Genomic DNA, 12,689 nt, shown 5'->3' on the forward strand with positions numbered 1-12,689 from the left:
GCGGGGCGGCTATCAGGCGCCGTGGCACTTCTTGAATTTCTTTTCGCTGCCGCAGGGGCACGGGTCGTTGCGGCCAACATCCTTGAGGGCGTTGCGCACCGGCTCCTGGTGAACGTGGTTGCAGTGCGGCCCGTGGACGTGGCCGTGGCCGTGATCATGGTGATGATCGTGGTCGTGGTCGCAGTCAGGGCCGTGAACGTGAGGCTGTTGGGACATTGCAGGGTTACTCCAGGTAATGATCGCCGGGCATTATCTCACCACCGCGCAACAAGTGCAGGTTCCGATGGATCAACAGGCCGGTGCCCAGTTCGGCCTTGAGCGTGTACTTCAAAGGCTGGTGACTCTTGAGCATCTTGGCCAAGGGCTTGAGGCGCTGCCACAGGTTGGTTCGGGCGGTGATCTTGAAGGTGCGCTGGTCGTGCCCGCCAATACTGCGCCACAGGCTGGCTTCGTCTTCTGCCAGCAGCACATCGTTCAACCGCAGGGCATAGGACAGGTTGCGGATGAACAGGCGGCTGTCGTTGGGGTTTTCCACCCGCACGTGGAGCACGAATTCCTGTTGCAGCAGGCGGGCCTTGACCGTTTCCACCCTGACCAGGTGGATCTCCGGTTGCCGCCATGGCTCACCACCCCAGCTGACGCAGCCGGCCAGGAGCATCACCAACAAGGCAGGCAGCAGGACACGCAGGCGGGTCATCATGCTCAGCCACCCACATAGCTGGCGCAGCATTTCTTGAATTTCTGCCCGCTTTGGCAAGGGCAGGGATCGTTGCGCGTGGCGTTCAGGCCAACGGTGGGGTCGATGAAGTACCAGCGGCCATCGTGCTGCACGAAGGCTGAGCGCTCGCGGTGCTGGTGATCACCGTCCTGGTCGTGCCAGCGGGCAGTGAAGGTGACGAAGCCGTGTTCAGGCTGGCCACCGATCAGCTCGGCGTCTTCCACTTCCAGGCCCAGCCAGATGCTCTGGGCACTCCAGGCGGCCATGGCGGCGCGATCAAGGCCGGCCTGTTGGGCTGGCAGGGTGGTCGCCACCAGGTAATCGACCAGCCCCAGCACATAGGCGCTGTAGCGTGAGCGCATCAGGGCTTGGGCGTCCGGTGCAGGCGTGCCGGCGTGGTAATGCCCGCAGCAGGCGTCGAGCACGTTGCCACTGCCGCATGGACAGACCGAAACACTCATCATCACCACCAGTATTTGCCGAAGTTTTCAGGGTTGGCCCAGAACCGCGCATTCAGCCAGTCAGGGACCTGCTTGTAGTCATGTAGATCATAGGTGAACAGGCTCAGCACCTGCTGGTCGCGTTGAAACTTCTCACTGGCCGACAGGGCCAGGGCGAAGAAGTCCGTGTCTTGCCAGCCGCAGGCGGCCAGGTCGGCCAGCACTGCGACTCGACTGGCGTTGAGATTGCGAATGCCACCCAGCAGTTCCAACCCGTTGCGCTTGGGCAGGTGTTCCAGGCAATCGACCAGAAGCGCCAGGTCGAAGCGCTGGGCTGCCAGTTCAGCCGGCAGCGGGCCCGGCGGCGCGCACGCCAGGCTCGCTTGTGGGTGGGCCTGCAGGAAGGCGTCAAGTGCCGGGAACCGCGTGCCCACCAGCAACAGGCGTTGCGGGGACACGCGCTCGAGCAAGGCGGCAAGCGCCTGCTGCGGTGTGCGTTGGGAAAAACCGTCGGTCATTGCCAGTCCTCATCAAGATCAGCCAAGACTATCGGGCCAGAGCCTGTCGGCATAGGGCCGTGGCATCCGGTCATGGCAAATGGCTGGCAGGCTGTGCAAGCAGCGTCTTTACTGCCCTGATCGGCCACGATGCCGATCCCCCCAAAAGAGGCGATGAGATGAGCATAGTACGCACAGCTGTACCTCTGGTTCTGCTCACCAGTGTGTTGACTGGTTGCGCGGGTTTGCAAAAAACCGACTGGCCCAAGTGTGCGGCGGTCGGCGGTGTGGGCGGCGCAGCGCTGGGCGCGATCGAAAGCTCGAGCTGGGCAGGTTGGGGCGCGCTGCTCGGGGGCGGCCTTGCAGCGGGGTATTGCTGGGCCCATGGTGATGGCGACGAAGACGGCGATGGCGTACCCGACAGCCGCGACAAGTGCCCAGGGACGCCGCGCGGCGTACAGGTCGATGCCAACGGTTGCCCGCCGCCTGCACCGCAGGTCGAGGCTGTGGTCGTCGAGCAAGTGGTGGTCGAGAAAGAAGAGGTGATCGTCATCCGCGATGTGCATTTCGAATTCGACTCTGCACGGCTGACCGCCGCCGACAAGCAGCGCCTCAATACCATCGCTACGCGCCTGAAGCAGGAAGCGCCGTCGGCCCGCCTGAGCGTGAGCGGCCACACCGACAGCGTGGGTGCCGACAGCTACAACCAGAAACTTTCCGAGCGCCGTGCCCACTCGGTCACCGACTATCTGGTCGAAAGCGGCATCCCGCGCAACAGCTTCGTGTCCGTGGTCGGGGCTGGCGAATCCCAACCTGTGGCTGACAACGCCACCGCCGAGGGGCGTGCCATGAACCGTCGTACGGAGATCAAGATCCAGCGCTGAAGCAGCAGCGCCCGCCCAGCGTATCGGCGCGGGCGCTTTGCAAACGCCATAGACGGTAATGGCCGGTGCCCATACATTGCCAAGCGCAGTGTGCGCTGGCGTGAGTCCCGACCGAGCGGTTAATGTGAAATGGTCGCGTTGGCCATCCCGGCAGTACGCCATACGGTGGGGCAGAGCATGAAATTCATCTTGAGCCTGGGCAAGCTCCTGACCATAGTCTTCTGGGGTGTAGTGCTGTACAACCAGATGGTGCCGCAACCTGTGCCGCTGAACCTATTGATCAACGCCACAGGCCTGTTGCTGGTGCTGCTGCATTTGCTCGAAATGCTGTTTTTCAATGCCAGTCTGCGCGGCCGTAGCCATCGCTGGTTCGACCGTCTGCAGATCCTGTTGACGGGCATTTTCCACATCATGTCCATCCCCCGCGCGCAAGAGGCGCCACGAAATGCGTAATCTGATGTTGTTCGCCCTGTTGGCTGCGCCGCTTGCGCAGGCACAGAACCTCGAAGTACCCGCCAATTCCATGCTGCGCTTGCCGACCAAGTCGGCCGAGGTGCATCTGGAGCAGCTCAGGGTGGCGGACGATGCCACCTTGCTGCTTCCCGCCACGCTCGCCTCGCTGACGGTCGATCGGCTGGAGCTGGGCCGTGATGCGCGTATCGCCGTGGCGCCGGCCGATACCCCGCTCCTGATCGAAGCGGCCAGTGCCAGCCTGGGTGAAGGCAGTGAGTTCAGTGCGCCGGGCGCGCCTGGGACTTATGAACGTGCCGCGCGTTCAGGGCGCGGGCTCGACCTCAAGCTTGCCCAGGTGCAGGGCGAACAACTGTCCATCGACGCCCGCGGCGGCGCGGGTGCGCCAGGGTTCGCCGGGCTCGATGGTGCCAACGGCCAGGCCGGTGGCTGCACCTGGGGCCGTGCCAGCCGCGGCTTCAACGGGGATGATGGCGGCAATGGCCACGACGGAGCACCGGGTGGTCGAATTCGCCTGAGCGTGCCCGAGGCCTTCCCTGCCGAGCGCATCAGGGTGCGCCTGGACGGTGGCGCGCCGGGCAAGCCTGGGGCAGCAGGCCAGGCGGGCAAGGGCGGTGCGAGCAAGGGTTGCCTGGTCTACCGCACCTCGCCGGGCAACAGTGGCCGCGCCGGGCAACCCGGTCAGCCAGGCCTTGCCGGGGCTGCCGGCGAGCTGATCCTGCAGCGACTCTGATCGCTGCGGGTACGCTCAGAACATCAGGCGGGCACTGGCCACGGCGACCACGGCCAGGCCCAGCAGCAGGTTCACCCCCACCATCCGGCGGATGCGCCCCAGCACGGCCGCCGCGCCTGGCCAGTCCTCGGCCTGGACCGCCGTTTTCATTTCTGGCAGCAGCAACGCCTGGATGCGCATGAACAGGGCGAACATGACGATACCGCCCCCGATCATCACCTGGACATACCGCGGCGCGGTTTCGAAGCCATTGAAGCGCAGGTGAATCATGCCCACGCCGCTTATCGCCAGAATCGCCACGGCCACCCAGACCCAGCCGAAGAAGCGTCGGAAAACTTCCACCCACAACCGCAGCCTGGCAGGCCCGTCCAGCGCTGCAACCGTTGCCGGGCGCAGCACCATCCAGGCGAAGAACATGCCACCCACCCACACCAGGGCGGCCAGAACGTGCAGGGTGTAGGGCAGGGCAAAGGCAGTCATCCGGATCTCCATGCGGCATAAACAGCGTGAGCGGGGTATGATAGCCGCCCTATGCGCGATACTGAAAATATATCCAGCCCTTCGGGCGCCTGCACACCATGATCAGCACTGAACTCAAAGCCACCATCCAGGGCGCCTACACGCGATTTCTCGAAGCCAAGAGCCTCAAGCCGCGTTACGGCCAGCGCCTGATGATCGCCGAGGTGGCCAAGGTCCTCGGGGATATTCCCTGCGACGACGAAGGCCGCCGTGCCGGCGAGCCCGCCGTCGTGGCGGTGGAGGCGGGCACCGGTACCGGCAAGACGGTCGCCTACAGCCTGGCGGCCATTCCGGCGGCCAAGGCGGCAGGCAAGCGCCTGGTCATCGCCACCGCGACCGTGGCGCTGCAGGAGCAGATCGTCTTCAAGGACCTGCCTGACCTGATGCGCAACAGCGGGCTGAATTTCAGCTTTGCCCTGGCCAAGGGACGGGGCCGCTACCTGTGCCTGTCCAAGCTCGACATCCTGGTCCAGGAAGGTCATGCCCAGACGTCCCAGGCGCAGCTGCTGGAGGAAGAAGGCTTTCGCATCGACGTGGACGAGCGCAGCCTGAAGCTGTTCAACAGCATGATCGAAAAGCTGGCCGGCAACCGCTGGGACGGTGATCGCGACAGTTGGCCAGAGAGCCTCGAAGACGAGGACTGGGCACGGCTGACCACCGACCACAGCCAGTGCACCGGCCGCCACTGCCCCAACTTCCAGCAGTGCGTGTTCTACAAGGCCCGTGAAGGCATGGGCAAGGTAGACGTGATCGTCACCAACCACGACATGGTGCTGGCCGACCTGGCGCTGGGCGGCGGTGCGGTGCTCCCGGCCCCCCGCGACACCATGTACGTGTTCGACGAAGGGCATCACCTGCCAGACAAGGCCATCGGCCACTTCGCTCATTATTCACGGCTGCGTTCGACGGCCGACTGGCTCGAGCAGACCGCCAAGAACCTGACCAAGCTGCTGGCCCAGCACCCCCTGCCGGGTGACCTGGGCAAGCTGATCGAGCAGGTCCCTGAGCTTGCCCGCGAAATCCGCACCCAACAGCAGTTCATGTTCACGCTGTGCGAGCAGGTGGCCGATTTTCGTCCAGGCGAGGACAACGAAGGCCGAGAACGCCCTCGCTATCGTTTTCCAGGTGGCGTGGTGCCCGATGAAATCCGCGAGGTTGGCGTCGAGCTGAAAAAAGGCTTCGCCCGCCTGAACGATGTGTTCACCCGCCTGACCGACCTGCTCAAGGAAGGCATGGGCGGCGAGGTCAGCATTGGCATCGCCAGCCACCAGGCCGAGGAGTGGTACCCGCTGTTCGGTAGCCTGCAGACCCGTGCCCAGGGCAACTGGGAGTTGTGGACGGCGTTCACCGCCGAAGACCCCGAGGACAGCCCGCCCATGGCCCGCTGGCTTACCTTGGCCGAGAGCGGGGCCCTGTTCGATATCGAGGTCAATGCCAGCCCCATTTTGGCGGCCGAGATGCTGCGGCGCAGCTTGTGGAACGTGGCACACGGCGCCTTGGTCACCTCGGCGACCCTGACCGCGCTGGGCAAGTTCGACCGCTTTCGCATGCGCTCGGGATTGCCCCGCGATGCAGTTTCCTGCGTGGTGCCCAGCCCGTTCGTGCACGGTGATGCAGGCCTGCTGCGGGTACCGGACCTCAAGGCTGACCCCCGTGACGCCGCTGGCCACACCGCGGCTATCATCCGCGAGCTGCCGGGCATCGTCGAGGATGCCCGTGGTGCGCTGGTGTTGTTCTCGTCACGCAAGCAGATGCAGGATGTGTTCGATGGCCTGGACCGGGACTGGCGCAAGCTGGTGCTGATCCAGGGCAACCTGTCCAAGCAGGAAACCCTGAACAAGCACAAGGCCCGCGTCGACGACGGCCAGCACAGCGTGCTTTTCGGCCTGGCCAGCTTCGCCGAGGGCGTCGACTTGCCGGGGGCCTATTGCGAGCATGTGGTCATCGCCAAGATCCCGTTCGCCGTGCCTGACGACCCCGTCGAGGCCGCCTTGGCAGAATGGATCGAAGCGCGAGGCGGCAATCCGTTCATGGAAATTGCCGTACCCGATGCCTCGTTGCGCCTGATCCAGGCGTGTGGCCGACTGTTGCGCACCGAGCAGGACCGCGGTGTCATCACCTTGCTGGACCGGCGCCTGGTCACCCAGCGCTACGGCAAGGCTATCCTCAATGCGCTGCCGCCATTTCGGCGGGAGATTTCCTGACGGCCGGAGCGCTTGCGCCGGCACGTTGTCCAACCTCAGTCGTGGGCCATGAGGGCCCTGAAGGAGAGACTCCGCCCTATGGTTCGCCGTACCTTGCCCGCTGTCATCGCTTTGCTGTTGAGCCCGCCGTTGCTGGCGGGGCAGCAGACGTTGTTCAGCTTCGTGCGCCCGGCCTCAGTGGTCAATGTCGAAACCGTGGACGCCGGCATGCCCCAGTACAACGCCGAGCAGACCGCTCAGGGCGAGGTGTTGCGACGCGTGGTGTTCAACGCTGCCGAGCGTCCGACCTTGCGCATGAGCCCACAGAGCGGCACTTGGGACTGGTCTTCCGGCCGCTACCTGACCCTGCGTCTGCAGAACGCGATGGCCTGGGCGCTGACCTTGGATGTGACGGTGCAGGGCAATGACGGCCGTACATTGATCAGCCGCATCGACTTGCCGGCAGGGCCTGCGCAAACGGTGATGGTGCCGTTGACGGCGCGTTCGCCCCTGCAGGAAGGGCTGCGTGCGGGCCCGCCCATGCCGTGGAGCTTTAGCGGCCAGCGCGTGCTGCTCGGCAGCAGCACGGGCGCGGTGGACCTTGCACAGGTCGCTGCGGTCAGCCTGAGCATCCCTGCCCCCAAGGCAGCCCAAAGCCTGCTGATCGAACGCATGGGCATCCAGGATGACGACCAGGCATGGCAAGCGGCCTACCACGAACTCATCGATGCCTACGGGCAGTCCACGCGCGGCACGTGGCCTGAGAAAGTGACCAGCGACGAGCAACTCAAGGCGAGCGCCGGGCGCGAACAGCAGCAGATCAAGGGGTGGCTGGCCGAGCGTGAAAAGCAGCCACTGGATACCTATGGCGGCGTGACAGCGGGCACGCCCTTCGAGGCGACCGGGTTCTTTCGCACCGAAAAACGTGAGGGGCGCTGGTACCTGGTCACGCCGCTGGGCCACCCGTTCTACTCCCTGGGCGTCAATGCCGTGGCCGCAGATGGCGGGCGCACCTATGTGGCGGGTCGCGAGGCCATGTTCAAGGCGCTGCCGCAACAAGGCGAGCCCTTGTCCGCCTTCTATGGCGAGGGCAACAACGATGATGGCAATGCCTCGTCCCAGGGGCGCGCCTTCAAGAAGGGGCGCTGGTTCGACTTCTACGCCGCCAATCTCGAACGCACCCACGCAGCCCCTTGCCAGGTGGCCGACCCGCAGGCGTCAGCGCAGCCGGTCAATTGCCCGCCCGCCAAGTTGGACAGCGCCCGCTGGCAGCGCCATACGCTCGACCGGCTGCAGGCCTGGGGCTTCAATACACTGGGCAACTGGAGCGATGCGGCCCTGGTCGAGCAGCAGCGCGTGCCCTATACCTTGCCGCTGTCCATCGTGGGCGATTACGCGAGCATCAGCACCGGCATGGATTGGTGGGGCCGGATGCCCGATCCCTTCGACCCACGCTTTGCCATGGCCACCGAGCGGGCCGTGGCCATCGCCGCCCGCGATCACCGCGATGACCCTTGGCTCATCGGTTACTTTGCCGACAACGAGCTGGCCTGGGCGGCCCCGGGCGATGACCCGAAGGCGCGCTATGGGCTGGCCTACGGCACCTTGCGCCTGACCACCGACGTACCGGCCAAGCGCGCTTTCCTCAAGCAGTTGCGTGACAAGTACCGAAACCAGGAGGGCTTGTCCAAGGCCTGGGGCATCGAACTGGCGGCCTGGGAGCTGATGGAAGACCCTGGTTTCGAGGCGCCACTGCCCAGCGCGGAACACCCGGAAATCGAGCGTGACTACCAGTATTTCCAGCAGGTGTTCGCCCAGACCTATTTCAAGACCCTCTCCGACTCGCTCAAGTGGCATGCCCCCAACCACCTCTTGCTGGGCGGTCGGTTTGCCGTGAGTACACCCGAAGCGGTCAAGGCCTGCGCCGAGTTCTGCGATGTGCTCAGCTTCAACTTCTATACCCTCAAGCCTCAGGATGGCTATGACTTCGCGCGCCTGGCAGAGCTGGACAAGCCGGTGCTGGTGTCCGAGTTCCAGTTCGGCTCGCGCGATCGCGGGCCTTTCTGGCCGGGGCCGGTGGAGGTCGCGCGTGAGGAAGACCGCGGGCCTGCCTATGGCAATTTCCTCAAGGCGGCGCTCGCCCAGCCCATGATCGTTGGCGCCCATTGGTTCCAGTACCTCGATCAGCCTGCCAGCGGCCGTTTGCTGGACGCAGAGAACGGACACCTGGGGTTGGTTGCCATCACCGACGTGGCTTACCCAGGCTTCGTCCAGGCCGTGCGCAAGAGCAATCTGGAGGCATTGGACCAGTTGCGCACTCGCAGCCAAGCACCCGCGTCGCCGTGACGTGTGATGCGCGCCTGTAGGCAAAAGGCCGAACTACTGAAACAATGCAGGCCCTTTTGCCAACATGCCGCATGGAGAACACAGGGTGCAGATTCAGGGTCATTTCGAGCTGAAATTCGAAGCAGTGCGCGAGGCCTTCGCGGCGCTGTTCGATGATCCCCAGGAACGCGGGGCTGCGCTGTGCATCCAGGTGGGTGGTGAAACGGTAGTGGACCTGTGGGCGGGCACCGCCGACAAGGATGGCCAGCAGCCATGGCACAGCGATACCATCGCCAATCTGTTTTCCTGCACCAAGCCCTTTGCCGCCGTCACCGCCTTGCAGTTGGTGGGCGAGGGTAAACTTGAACTCGATGCCCCGGTAGCGCGTTACTGGCCTGAGTTCGGTCAGGCGGGCAAAGAGGCCATCACGCTGAGGCAACTGCTTAGCCACCGTGCCGGGCTGCCTGCGATTCGCGAATTGCTGCCGGCCCAGGCCCTCTACGACTGGCAGGCAATGGTCGATGCCCTGGCCGCGCAAACGCCGTGGTGGACACCGGGCAGCGAGCACGGCTACGCCGCCATCACCTTTGGCTGGCTGATCGGCGAGTTGATTCGTCGCGCCGATGGGCGCGGCCCAGGCGACTCGATCGTGGCGCGTACGGCGCGGCCGCTGGGGCTGGACTTCCATGTCGGGCTGGCTGACGAGGAGTTCTATCGGGTAGCCCATATCGCGCGTGGCAAAGGCAACCCCGGTGACGCCGCTGCCCAGCGCTTGCTGCAGGTCACGCTGCGCGAGCCCGAGGCATTGTCCACAAGGGCGTTTACCAACCCGCCCGCCATTCTGACCAGTACCAATAAACCGGAATGGCGGCGCATGCAACAACCTGCTGCCAATGGCCATGGCAATGCCCGGAGCCTGGCTGGGTTCTATGCAGGCCTGCTCGATGGCAGCCTGCTGGAGTCGGACCTGCTGGAGGCGTTCACCCGCCAACACAGCCTGGGCCAGGACCGGACCTTGCTGACCCAGACGCGCTTTGGCCTAGGGTGCATGCTCGACCAGCCCGATGTGGCCAATGCCACCTTCGGCCTGGGCGCTCGCGCATTCGGTCACCCCGGTGCCGGGGGCTCGGTCGGATTTGCCGATCCGGAGCGAGATGTGGCTTTTGGCTTTGTCGTCAATACCTTGGGGCCCTATGTGCTGATGGACCCTCGTGCCCAGAAACTGGTGCGCGTGCTTGGGCAATGCCTTTGATCGGTTAGTGCGGGTATTGCCCAGCCTCTTTGACTATCCTCAATGCCGACGCCTCAAGAGTGTGGGCAAAATTCCTTTCTAATTCATGGTGTATCGCTGATGTCTTCACATAAAACCTTAGCACTCGCCCTGTGCCTGACCGCTGTCACCGGCTGCGCCAGCCATCCCGAGGGTTCTGCCAAGAGCGCCAGTTCAAGCTGGTGGCCATTCGGCTCGGACAAGGTCGCCGAACAGGAAGTGAAGGCAGCAGTCACGGAAAAGGTCGCCAAGGCCGACGCCAAATCCGAAAGCACCAGCCGCTGGTGGTGGCCATTTGGCGGTGAGCAGAAGCAGGCCCAAGGGCCGGTGGTGCCGAAGATCGACCAGCAGGCCACCCAGGCCTGGTTGGACGAGTACGAGCCCAAGCTGCGCGAGGCCATCAAGGACAGCAAGCTGGAGCTCGAGCGGCGCGACAACGTGCTGGCAGTCACCTTGCCAGTGGACGGTGCGTACAACCCTGACCGTCCGAACATGTTGTTGCCCGTCACCCTGGGCCCTATCACCCGCGTGGCCAAGACGGTAGAAGGCGACCCCAAGACGGCCGTACTGGTCCTGGGCCACGCCGACACCAGCGGCGTGGTGGCTGCCAACCAGAAGCTGAGCCTTGAGCGTGCTGCCTCGGTGTCGGCCATTTTCCGCCTGAGCGGGTTGCAACGTGACCGCCTGATTCTCAAGGGCATGGGCTCGGTGATGCCTCGCGCCGCCAATGACAGTGCCGAAGGCCGTGCGCTGAACCGCCGCGTGGAAATGCTGCTGACCCCACAGAACACCATGGTCGCGCTGCTGAGCAAGTATCAACAGGCCACACCAACGCCGTCGCCAGCCACCATGGTGGCCGTGCAGGATGCCAAGGCGCCTGTGTCCAAGGCTCCAGCCGCCAAAGCCCAGCCAAGCAAGGCTGCAGCCAAGCCAGCCGTCAAAACCGCTGCCAAGAAACCTACCGCCAAAGCCAACACCCCGGCCAAGACGGCGACCAAGAAAGCGGCGACCGCCAAGCCTGTCGCCAAGAAAGCTGCCACTGACAAGAAGGTAGCCTCCAACAGCCCTGCGAAGACCAACTGATCGTCAAGGAACGCAGTAATGACCCAATCCCTGGCCGATATGCGCCGCGATTACACCCGGGACGGCCTGGCCGAAGCTCAGGCTCCGGCCGAGCCGTTCGCTTTGTTTCACCAATGGTTCGGCGATGCCGTGAAAACAGAGCAGGCGCCGGTGGAAGCCAACGCCATGACCCTGGCCACGGTCGATGCCGATGGGCGACCACACTGCCGTGTGCTGTTGCTCAAGGGGCTGGATGAGCAGGGCTTCACGTTCTTCACCAACTATGACAGCGCCAAGGGTAGGCAACTGCAGGTTAACCCGTTCGCCGCCATGACCTTTTTCTGGCCGGCGCTCGAGCGGCAAGTGCGTATCGAGGGCCGTGTCGAGAAGGTCTCGGCCAAGGAGTCCGACGATTACTACCAGGTCAGGCCGTTGGGCAGCCGCCTGGGCGCCTGGGCATCGCCTCAGAGCCAGGTGATCGCTGGGCGCGAGGCGCTCGAAGCCCTGGTCAAGGCGACCGAGGCGCGTTTCTCCGACACGCAGCCTCACTGCCCCGAGCATTGGGGTGGCTACCGCCTGCTGCCAGAGCGCATCGAGTTCTGGCAAGGACGCGCCAGTCGCCTGCATGACCGCCTGAATTACCGCAAGGCGGCCCAAGGCTGGCACCGCGAGCGTCTGGCGCCTTGATAGGCGGGGCTACCAGATAGCCCCATTCGCCCTGGCGCTCAGCGCGAATACGCCGCCGCCTCCTGCGCAAGCCACTGAACCCGTGCCTTGCGCCCCATCTTCAACTGACGCGCATGCTGCAACCGCTGCAGCATGTACGCCTGCATGTGCGGGTCGCCACCTGCCAGTGACAGCGCCAGGTCGCGGTCCATCCACTGCCGCATGAGCATGTAGAGCCAGGCGTGAAACCCCAACCCTGCGAGGGTGGCGACCACGACGATGAAGTAATCCATGGTTATCCTTGGTCTGATCGGTAAGCGCCCTGCCTGATCGCGTTGGCTGTACGCTGGCTGAATGAAAGCAATTTTATGCAGTGAGTACCGTGACAGCCGTCAATGTGCAGCGTCTAATGAATACCTGACTTATGGAGATTCTACCCATGCGTAAATCCGCTTTGCTGGTCGCGACCTTCACAGCCACCACGTTGCTACTCGGTGGCTGTGCGTCAAACTTGAGCGGCGACAGCTATTCGCGCGATGAGGCCCGCCGTGTGCAAACCGTGCGCATGGGCACCATCGAATCGCTGCGCCCTGTGAAGATCGAAGGCACCAAGACGCCGATTGGCGGAGGCGCCGGTGCCGTGGTAGGTGGCTTGGCGGGCAGCGCCGTTGGCGGCGGGCGTGGCAGCATCGTCGCTGCCGTGATTGGTGCCGTTGCCGGTGGCTTGGCCGGTTCGGCCGCCGAAGAGGGTATTACCCGTACCCAGGGTGTGGAGATCACGGTGCGCGAAGACGATGGCAGCATGCGTGCCTATGTGCAGTCCGTGCAGGAAAACGAGATTTTCCGGGTGGGCGACCGCGTGCGCATCATGACGGTCGATGGTACCAGCCGCGTCTCGCACTGATCGCAGCCCTGAAAAAA

15 protein-coding genes are annotated in these 12,689 nt (G+C 64.3%); 9 read left to right on the top strand and 6 right to left on the bottom strand.

Translation table 11 applies throughout. The annotated features are described in order from the left end of the window. Positions 1-12: 12 nt before the first annotated feature. The 4 genes from NMB38_RS05165 to NMB38_RS05180 are packed head-to-tail and all read right to left on the bottom strand — an operon-like array spanning position 13 to position 1,676. Complete coding sequence (locus NMB38_RS05165) at positions 13-216, bottom strand: SEC-C metal-binding domain-containing protein (protein WP_494354913.1); 204 nt, start codon at positions 214-216, stop codon at positions 13-15. Positions 217-223: 7 nt separating this feature from the next. Further along, the gene (locus NMB38_RS05170) at positions 224-700 is read right to left on the bottom strand and encodes an LEA/WHy family protein (RefSeq protein WP_490809714.1); all 477 of its coding nucleotides are present in this window, start codon (positions 698-700) and stop codon (positions 224-226) included. Positions 701-702: 2 nt separating this feature from the next. Then, positions 703-1,179, bottom strand: coding sequence for a YchJ family protein (locus NMB38_RS05175; RefSeq protein WP_140174666.1), 477 nt, complete (start codon positions 1,177-1,179; stop codon positions 703-705). A 2-nt stretch (positions 1,180-1,181) separates the two neighbouring features. Then, positions 1,182-1,676, bottom strand: a complete 495-nt coding sequence (locus tag NMB38_RS05180; RefSeq protein WP_027915329.1) for a DUF6231 family protein — start codon at positions 1,674-1,676, stop codon at positions 1,182-1,184. Between the two features lie 158 nt (positions 1,677-1,834). On the opposite strand from NMB38_RS05180, the gene NMB38_RS05185 reads away from it, so the two are divergent. From NMB38_RS05185 to NMB38_RS05195, 3 genes are all read left to right on the top strand, one after another. Then, on the top strand, positions 1,835-2,539 hold the full coding sequence (locus tag NMB38_RS05185) for a PA1041 family peptidoglycan-binding anchor lipoprotein (RefSeq protein ID WP_027915328.1): 705 nt from the start codon (positions 1,835-1,837) through the stop codon (positions 2,537-2,539). 177 nt (positions 2,540-2,716) lie between these two features. Next, positions 2,717-2,992 carry a DUF1145 domain-containing protein gene (locus tag NMB38_RS05190; protein WP_027915327.1) on the top strand — a complete coding sequence of 92 codons (276 nt, stop codon included), beginning with the start codon at positions 2,717-2,719 and terminating at the stop codon, positions 2,990-2,992. Continuing rightward, positions 2,985-3,743, top strand: a complete 759-nt coding sequence (locus NMB38_RS05195) for a hypothetical protein (protein ID WP_027915326.1) — start codon at positions 2,985-2,987, stop codon at positions 3,741-3,743. The genes NMB38_RS05190 and NMB38_RS05195 overlap by 8 nt, the downstream gene beginning before the upstream one ends. Before the next feature lie 15 nt (positions 3,744-3,758). On the opposite strand, the gene NMB38_RS05200 is transcribed toward NMB38_RS05195, so the two are convergent. Then, a complete protein-coding gene (locus tag NMB38_RS05200) occupies positions 3,759-4,223 on the bottom strand; it encodes a CopD family protein (protein ID WP_027915325.1) in 465 nt (154 codons plus the stop codon). A gap of 98 nt (positions 4,224-4,321) precedes the next feature. Here NMB38_RS05200 and dinG point away from each other — a divergent pair, with 98 nt between their 5' ends. The 5 genes from dinG (at position 4,322) to pdxH (ending at position 11,789) form a co-directional block, all read left to right on the top strand. Then, the gene (gene dinG / locus NMB38_RS05205) at positions 4,322-6,466 is read left to right on the top strand and encodes an ATP-dependent DNA helicase DinG (RefSeq protein ID WP_027915324.1); all 2,145 of its coding nucleotides are present in this window, start codon (positions 4,322-4,324) and stop codon (positions 6,464-6,466) included. A gap of 78 nt (positions 6,467-6,544) precedes the next feature. Next, positions 6,545-8,791 (top strand): beta-galactosidase, encoded by a 2,247-nt coding sequence (locus NMB38_RS05210; protein ID WP_027915323.1) that lies wholly within the window; start codon positions 6,545-6,547, stop codon positions 8,789-8,791. Positions 8,792-8,876: 85 nt separating this feature from the next. After that, on the top strand, positions 8,877-10,022 hold the full coding sequence (locus tag NMB38_RS05215) for an EstA family serine hydrolase (protein WP_027915322.1): 1,146 nt from the start codon (positions 8,877-8,879) through the stop codon (positions 10,020-10,022). 99 nt (positions 10,023-10,121) lie between these two features. Next, positions 10,122-11,123: an OmpA family protein gene (locus NMB38_RS05220; RefSeq protein ID WP_125922324.1), complete on the top strand. Its 1,002-nt coding sequence runs from the start codon at positions 10,122-10,124 to the stop codon at positions 11,121-11,123. A gap of 18 nt (positions 11,124-11,141) precedes the next feature. Then, positions 11,142-11,789 (top strand): pyridoxamine 5'-phosphate oxidase, encoded by a 648-nt coding sequence (gene pdxH / locus NMB38_RS05225; protein ID WP_027915320.1) that lies wholly within the window; start codon positions 11,142-11,144, stop codon positions 11,787-11,789. A gap of 38 nt (positions 11,790-11,827) precedes the next feature. Here pdxH and NMB38_RS05230 read toward each other — a convergent pair whose 3' ends face one another. Then, a complete protein-coding gene (locus tag NMB38_RS05230; protein ID WP_027915319.1) occupies positions 11,828-12,061 on the bottom strand; it encodes a hypothetical protein in 234 nt (77 codons plus the stop codon). Positions 12,062-12,207: 146 nt separating this feature from the next. Between NMB38_RS05230 and NMB38_RS05235 the strand changes: the two genes are divergently transcribed. Beyond that, complete coding sequence (locus tag NMB38_RS05235; RefSeq protein ID WP_027915318.1) at positions 12,208-12,672, top strand: outer membrane lipoprotein; 465 nt, start codon at positions 12,208-12,210, stop codon at positions 12,670-12,672. Positions 12,673-12,689: the final 17 nt, after the last annotated feature.

The organism is Pseudomonas sp. FBCC-B35 (genome assembly GCF_059133755.1).

Excerpts from the sequence above, each read along its gene's own strand:
- NMB38_RS05165 (WP_494354913.1), bottom strand. The coding sequence starts at position 216 with ATGTCCCAACAGCCTCACGTTCACGGCCCTGACTGCGACCACGACCAC.
- NMB38_RS05170 (WP_490809714.1), bottom strand. The coding sequence starts at position 700 with ATGATGACCCGCCTGCGTGTCCTGCTGCCTGCCTTGTTGGTGATGCTC.
- NMB38_RS05175 (WP_140174666.1), bottom strand. The coding sequence starts at position 1,179 with ATGAGTGTTTCGGTCTGTCCATGCGGCAGTGGCAACGTGCTCGACGCC.
- NMB38_RS05180 (WP_027915329.1), bottom strand. The coding sequence starts at position 1,676 with ATGACCGACGGTTTTTCCCAACGCACACCGCAGCAGGCGCTTGCCGCC.
- NMB38_RS05185 (WP_027915328.1), top strand. The coding sequence starts at position 1,835 with ATGAGCATAGTACGCACAGCTGTACCTCTGGTTCTGCTCACCAGTGTG.
- NMB38_RS05190 (WP_027915327.1), top strand. The coding sequence starts at position 2,717 with ATGAAATTCATCTTGAGCCTGGGCAAGCTCCTGACCATAGTCTTCTGG.
- NMB38_RS05195 (WP_027915326.1), top strand. The coding sequence starts at position 2,985 with ATGCGTAATCTGATGTTGTTCGCCCTGTTGGCTGCGCCGCTTGCGCAG.
- NMB38_RS05200 (WP_027915325.1), bottom strand. The coding sequence starts at position 4,223 with ATGACTGCCTTTGCCCTGCCCTACACCCTGCACGTTCTGGCCGCCCTG.
- dinG (WP_027915324.1), top strand. The coding sequence starts at position 4,322 with ATGATCAGCACTGAACTCAAAGCCACCATCCAGGGCGCCTACACGCGA.
- NMB38_RS05210 (WP_027915323.1), top strand. The coding sequence starts at position 6,545 with ATGGTTCGCCGTACCTTGCCCGCTGTCATCGCTTTGCTGTTGAGCCCG.
- NMB38_RS05220 (WP_125922324.1), top strand. The coding sequence starts at position 10,122 with ATGTCTTCACATAAAACCTTAGCACTCGCCCTGTGCCTGACCGCTGTC.
- pdxH (WP_027915320.1), top strand. The coding sequence starts at position 11,142 with ATGACCCAATCCCTGGCCGATATGCGCCGCGATTACACCCGGGACGGC.
- NMB38_RS05230 (WP_027915319.1), bottom strand. The coding sequence starts at position 12,061 with ATGGATTACTTCATCGTCGTGGTCGCCACCCTCGCAGGGTTGGGGTTT.
- NMB38_RS05235 (WP_027915318.1), top strand. The coding sequence starts at position 12,208 with ATGCGTAAATCCGCTTTGCTGGTCGCGACCTTCACAGCCACCACGTTG.